Source organism: Paraburkholderia podalyriae (genome assembly GCF_014397785.1).
GTDB classification, from domain to species: domain Bacteria; phylum Pseudomonadota; class Gammaproteobacteria; order Burkholderiales; family Burkholderiaceae; genus Paraburkholderia; species Paraburkholderia podalyriae.
In genome coordinates, this window is sequence record NZ_VZQQ01000147.1 from 1 (window position 1) to 4,836 (window position 4,836).

Below are 4,836 nucleotides of genomic sequence, written 5' to 3' on the forward strand. Positions count from 1 at the left end.
TAATCGACGACCTTCCGGACAAGACCGAGCTCAAGGCCTGGTGCCACCTGAGCCCGACCCAGGCGGCGCTTTACCAGCGTGCGGTGAAGGATCTGGCCGCCGCGCTTGAGGACGCCGAAGGCATCGGTCGCAAAGGTGTGGTGCTGAGCTTCCTCATGCGCTTCAAACAGATATGCAACCATCCGTCGCAGTGGTTGGGTGACGCGGCCTGGAAGGCGGAAGACAGCGGCAAGTTCGCCCGCCTGCGCCAACTGGCCGAAGTCATTGCCGCCAAGCAGGAAAAAGTGCTGGTATTCACCCAGTTCCGCGAGACCACTGAGCCGCTGGCGGCATTTCTGGGTTCGATCTTTGGTCGCGAAGGTCTGGTGCTCCATGGCGGCACCCCCGTGGCCCGGCGCGGGGAGCTGGTCAAGCGATTCCAGGACGATGAGTTGACGCCCTTCTTCGTGCTCTCGCTCAAGGCCGGTGGGGCGGGGTTGAATCTCACCGCTGCTTCGCATGTGATCCACTACGACCGCTGGTGGAACCCGGCCGTGGAAAATCAGGCGACTGACCGTGCGTTTCGTATCGGCCAGCAGAGGAACGTCCTGGTGCATAAGTTTATCTGCCGTGGCACGATCGAGGACCGTATCGACCAGTTGATCGAAGCGAAGCAGCAATTGGTGAAGGATGTGCTGGAGGGCGGCGCGGAACTGCTGCTCACCGAGATGAGCGATCGTGAATTGCTCGATCTCGTGAAGCTCGACGTTTATGCCGCGCAAGAAAACTGATCGTCAGGAGAGAGGAAGCGCAATGGGTTACGGTTACGGGGGATGGAAGCCCTATGTCTCGGTCGCCGAGCGCAGAAAAAAGGCTGAACGGGCCGCCGCGAAGGCTAGGAAGGCTGGTGCGGTCCTGTCGCCAATCGCGTCGTATCGAGGCGCCATCGCCAGGACCTTCTGGGGCAAGGCCTGGTGTGACAATCTGGAAGGCTATAGCGACTATGCCAACCGCCTGCCGCGCGGCCGTACCTATGTGCGCAACGGTTCCGTGATTGACCTCCAGATTACGGCAGGCGAAGTGCGAGCGCAGGTAATGGGTTCGAGCCTCTACATGGTCGGCGTGAGCGTGACGGCGTGTCCGGCAAAGCAATGGCGAACAATTGGTGCCGACTGCTCGGGGTCGATCGATTCGATGGTAGAACTGCTGCAGGGCAAAATCTCGACTGCCGTGATGGAGCGCATCTGCAAACCCGGAACGGGTCTTTTCCCAGTGCCGAAGGAAATCAGGTTCAATTGCAGTTGCCCGGACTGGGCGTCGATGTGCAAGCACGTAGCTGCCGTACTCTACGGCGTCGGCGCGCGGCTCGACCAACAGCCGGAATTGCTCTTCGCCTTGCGCCGCGTCAATGCCAATGATCTCGTCAGGCAGGCCGGCGCTGGCCTGCCCAAATCCACAAAACGACCCGCTACCAGCAAGGTGCTCGACGACGCGCTGGTGGCCGATGTGTTTGGCATCGAGATGGCCGACGCCTACTCACCGCCGAAGCCTGTTGCCGGACGTAACAAGCCACCGGCAGGTAAGGTGACAGCAAGGAAGGCGACCAGGTCGGCTGTCTCGACAACCCGCAAGCCACCGGCGAACGCAAAGACCGCGGAGGACAATAAATCGGTAACAAAGAAGTTACCAGTCAAGCCATCCGCTGGGCCACGTAAATCAACATCGGGCAACATCGTTGCCGGTAAAGCAAACGTGGCGAACTCGCCTGCAACCCCGAAAGAGGCTGCAACAAGGAAACGCGCCATTACTAGGCCGGTGAAAGGTACGTCCCGCTAAACTCGGATTCCATCTCGCATGGCTACGCGCGAAGCGATTGACGTCGATGAATGAAATTCTTTTCATCGATGCATCTACGACTGCGCATCGTCATCGCGTCAGCTGACCTGATCTCATAACTCGTTAGACGCCCAATAGCCGAATCCGACCATCATAGTTCATCTGGATGAGCACCTCTCGCATGGCCTTGACCTCTCGCTCGTCGACCTTTCGAATATCCAGATCATAGTTCCGCAGGCTGGTTGTCAGGCGCACTACGGCTGATTTTCTGTCAAGGTGGAGTTCCTCCAGCAATTCCTCCTCGTCTTCCACATACCGTTCAAACGAAACTGTCACCGCTCGCTCCCAAGGCGGATTCAACCGGTCGTTGCAACATCTCCTAACGGAGGTGTCACATGGGACGACCACAGGGTTGGGGTTCGGAACAGACGGGAAGACCAATAATGCGATCGCCTGGCAGGCCAGGTGTCAATCAACTAGAGACAAAGCGAGCCTTCTGGAACTGTATCGCGCAGGGCATGGAGACTGAAGCTGCCGCACTGGCATGTGGCGTGTCACAACCTTTGGGACCAAGATGGTTTCGTGAGGCGGGTGGAATGCGGCCGATCGAACTGGCGCCGGGCGCGGGGCCCTATCTGTCTTTTTCTGAACGCGAAGAAATCGCGCTGCTGCGGGCACAGGATTGCGGGGTTCGTGAGATCGCGCGAAGGTAGCTATACTCCAACTCGACGAGATCCTGAACCTGCAGGGGGAGATTTTTCCTACCCGTAGATCAACTTCCGATAGTTCGAATCGACTTCGCATGACTATGCTGCCAATTGCCGACCGTTGGTTTGAACTGAAACGCATCAGTGACGAAATCACCCTGCTGTGGGAGCCTCATGTCGTGCCACTGATGCGGTGCAATATCTGGCACGTGCGGGGCCGCGACCGGGACCTGATGATCGACACCGGAATGGGCATTGCCAGTCTGCGTGACGCGGCCCGGCATCTGCTTCAAAAGAAAGTGACCGCAGTCGCGACACATACGCACTCGGATCATGTGGGCGGACATCATGAGTTCGAGCACACGCTTGTCCACGAACTGGAGGCCGACAACCTGCGCTCGCCGCGCGAGCGCGGCACGCTCCTGGCATCGGTATTGGGCGATGCTGCGATTCGTCGATACCACGAATTTGGCTATCCGTTCGATGGCGATCTGATCACCGCCCTTCCAAAGGCCGATTACCAGATGTCCGACTACCGCGTGCGAGCCGCGACCGTCACGGAAATCGTCAAGGAAGGGAATATTGTCGATCTCGGTAACCGGCATTTCGAAGTCCTGCATCTGCCAGGCCATTCACCGGGGAGCATCGGTCTTTGGGAGCCGGCCACCGGCACGTTGTTCTCCGGCGATGCGATCTACGATGGCCCGCTGCTGGACGAGATCGGCGGTGCCGATATCCCGACCTATGTGCGTACGATGAAGCGTTTGCGCGAATTGCCCGTGCAAGTCGTCCACGCGGGACACGACGCGAGCTTCGGGCGGGAACAGCTGGTCGCGCTGATTGACGCCTATCTGGCGAAACGCGCATGAACGTTATCGAAAAATAGTGTGGGACGACGATCAACCATCACCATCGGTCCCTTTCGGCCATCAACGGCCGTTCGACTTCGTCCACAGACAGACACTCGAACGTCAGCTCCGCAACCAGACACCGGGTATTCGCTGCGTCAGTAACAGCGTCGCATCACAGGCAACGCGATCTGCATCGACAGACCAACCCGGGCTGATCGTTTTCGGAACGGTTCGCCGGCACCAGCGCTTCTCTCCTTCCGCCGACAAGGCCTTTACCGCCCGGAATTAACCGTCCCCTGACCATGTCTGGAAGAATCAGACAATGCGACAGCCAGTCCGACGCCGGCAGCGGAGGCGCGGCGAGCCCGGGCGATCAGGGAGTCCAACGATAAACAATGATGCTGGAGCCGTTGTAGTTATCCTTCGTAATCACGTACTCCCCGGTCAACCGACGATACGATCGAAGCCCGTACATCGAATCCACGTCATTGCCGACGTACACGGTATCGGGGCTGCTGTTGATCAACGTGGTGTCCAGACTACCTGAGTTGAGATTGAAGGCGTCGATGTTGGGTACGGTGTGCACGTAACCAACGAAGAGGTAGTTGCCCACCGCCGTGATCGACTTGGGATTGGCGCTGTTGATGTTGATCACCGGATCAGGAGCGGAGGTGTTGCCTGCGAGCCAGCCGTGATACACCTCGACCCTCGTTCCGATCGCCGTCCAGTCCGTGCTTCCAACAATGCCTTGCGCGAGAATCATGGTGTCGCTTTCCGGCAGGTAGATGATTCGCGTCAGTGGTGCAATAGTACTCGGAATGGGAGTTGGAGTTCCTGCTCCCCATGTTGGCTGGGCGTCGGCATCAAAGCCGGTCAGCCGGTAGTGCCAGATGGCGTTCGTCTTGTCCAAACCGGCCCAGACGTCGCCCTTGCTGTCAAGGCAGAACCCATTCCTGATCCTTGCTGTCGTATTGAACGCAGGACCAGGAATCGTGGCGTCCGGTATGGCAATGTAGCCATTCGCAGCGTTGAAGTGGAAGAAGTAGAAGAAGTCCGGATTCTGACCGGCTGCGACAAGGATCCGGTTTGCACCGACCGCAGCGAGTTGACTGAAGTGCTCACCGCGGCCCGGATCGCTCATGTTGATACGTGGATCGGACGGGTAGGTAAGAGGGTCGACGGTATTCGCTACGAAGGTTCCCCCAGCGGTGCCAGTGTAGATGTTGGTTCCGCCGAAGAAGTACGTGCCGTCAGTCAGCGGGTCGGGCGCAGCGATCCCCTCGAAGTTCAGTGACTGCAGCGCGTAGCGGAAATTACCTGCGTAGTCGTAGACGTGCAGGTCCGTGCCACCATTCCGGCCGAGATCCCACGTCCCGCCCCACGGGTTATTCAGTACATAGAGGTTGCCAGCGGCGTCCCTGCCGAGGCCCGTTACGCGCGTGAACCGCTTCGGTCCCACCTGG

Annotated in this window: 4 protein-coding genes and 2 pseudogenes; 4 read left to right on the forward strand and 2 right to left on the reverse strand. The window is 58.9% G+C overall.

Going from position 1 to position 4,836, the window contains the following annotated elements:
- Nucleotides 1-770, forward strand: a 770-nt coding sequence (locus F6X42_RS41630) for a DEAD/DEAH box helicase (protein WP_281394101.1), incomplete at its 5' end; no start/stop codon positions are given.
- A 22-nt stretch (nt 771-792) separates the two neighbouring features.
- Entirely contained in the window at nt 793-1,815 is a 1,023-nt protein-coding gene (locus F6X42_RS41635) for an SWIM zinc finger family protein (protein WP_187639587.1), read from the forward strand.
- 123 nt (nt 1,816-1,938) lie between these two features.
- Here the strand turns inward: F6X42_RS41635 and F6X42_RS41640 are convergent, their stop codons facing one another.
- Nucleotides 1,939-2,151, reverse strand: coding sequence for a hypothetical protein (locus tag F6X42_RS41640; RefSeq protein WP_246530539.1), 213 nt, complete (start codon nt 2,149-2,151; stop codon nt 1,939-1,941).
- A 59-nt stretch (nt 2,152-2,210) separates the two neighbouring features.
- Between F6X42_RS41640 and F6X42_RS46510 the strand changes: the two are divergent.
- Nucleotides 2,211-2,525 (forward strand): annotated as a pseudogene (locus tag F6X42_RS46510) (helix-turn-helix domain-containing protein); the annotation flags it as partial.
- A gap of 98 nt (nt 2,526-2,623) precedes the next feature.
- On the forward strand, nt 2,624-3,391 hold the full coding sequence (locus tag F6X42_RS41650) for an MBL fold metallo-hydrolase (RefSeq protein WP_187639588.1): 768 nt from the start codon (nt 2,624-2,626) through the stop codon (nt 3,389-3,391).
- A 355-nt stretch (nt 3,392-3,746) separates the two neighbouring features.
- On the opposite strand, the pseudogene F6X42_RS41655 reads toward F6X42_RS41650, so the two are convergent.
- A pseudogene (locus F6X42_RS41655) lies at nt 3,747-4,836 on the reverse strand (SMP-30/gluconolaconase/LRE-like region family protein); the annotation flags it as partial.